2 protein-coding genes are annotated in these 1,117 nt (G+C 49.6%); both read left to right on the top strand.

The genetic code is table 11. From position 1 onward, the window contains the following. Positions 1 to 567 (top strand): sigma 54-interacting transcriptional regulator (locus B3180_RS02565; protein WP_286842847.1); only part of this gene is annotated, 567 nt, incomplete at its 5' end. Between the two features lie 63 nt (positions 568 to 630). Further along, positions 631 to 1,117 (top strand): type 1 glutamine amidotransferase domain-containing protein (locus B3180_RS02560; RefSeq protein WP_286842844.1); only part of this gene is annotated, 487 nt, incomplete at its 3' end.

Raw genomic sequence — 1,117 nt, 5'->3', positions numbered from 1 at the left:
AAAGGTACCATCCGCGCGGTGGGCAGCGACGAAGAAGAAACGGTTAATGTCCGGATCCTGGCTGCGACTCACCAGGACTTAGAAAAGCAGGTTGAAGACGGGCGCTTCCGGCAGGACTTATTTTATCGGCTGGAAACCTTTAGTCTGCGAGTGCCTCCTTTACGCGAGCGCGGTGAAGACATTGAACGTCTCGCCAACCACTTTTTACAGCAGTTGCAGAAGAGCAGCGACAAAGCGGTTCAGAGTATTTCACCGGCTGCGCTCGAACAGCTTTATCGCTATCGCTTTCCTGGTAATGTCCGCGAACTGCAAAATGCGATAGAGCGTGCTTTTACCTTTTCCAGAGACGACAAAATAGCGGTTGAAGATTTACCGCAAAGAATTCTGGAGAGTGAGCATGAACCCGAAGTGGAGTATGCCGCAGAGTGGCCAACTCTGGACGAGTATCAAAACCAATACATACGCAAAGTGCTGGTGCACGCAGAGGGTAATAAATCGAAAGCGGCTGAAATTCTTGGGGTAACCCGGCGTACCTTGTACCGCTGGCTTGAGCAGCATGGTGAGTGATCAAACTGGCGTTTTACTGCGTAGTCTATAATAAGTTTTTGACTCATTTAACGGGAGTGCTAAGTGAAAGTATTAATGGTATTAACCTCACACGATAAACTCGGTGACACAGACCATAAGACAGGTTTCTGGGTAGAAGAATTTGCGGCCCCGTACTACGTTTTTGCAGACGCGGGCGTGGATGTTACTTTGGCATCGCCAAAAGGTGGTAAGCCACCCATCGATCCAAACAGCACTTCCCCTGACGCTCAAACGGAAGCGACGAAGCGCTTTGACAACGACACAACAGCACAGCAGAAACTCGAGACGACCTGCAAGCTGGATGAAGTTGATCCGGAAAGTTTTGATGCGATTTTCTATCCTGGTGGTCACGGACCTTTATGGGATTTAACGAACGACGAGCATTCAATTAAGCTCATTGAGCACTTCTGGAGTAAAGGTAAGCCGGTTTCCGCTGTTTGCCATGCTCCTGCGGTATTACTGAATGCAAAAACGCCGTGTGGCGACCCTATTGTTCAGGGCCGCACAGTAACGGGCTTTAGTAACAGCG

The sequence above is a fragment of the Idiomarina sp. UBA4206 genome, from assembly GCF_002383015.1.
Classification (GTDB): Bacteria; Pseudomonadota; Gammaproteobacteria; order Enterobacterales; family Alteromonadaceae; genus Idiomarina; species Idiomarina abyssalis.
This window is presented reverse-complemented; position numbering and strand designations above follow the sequence as displayed.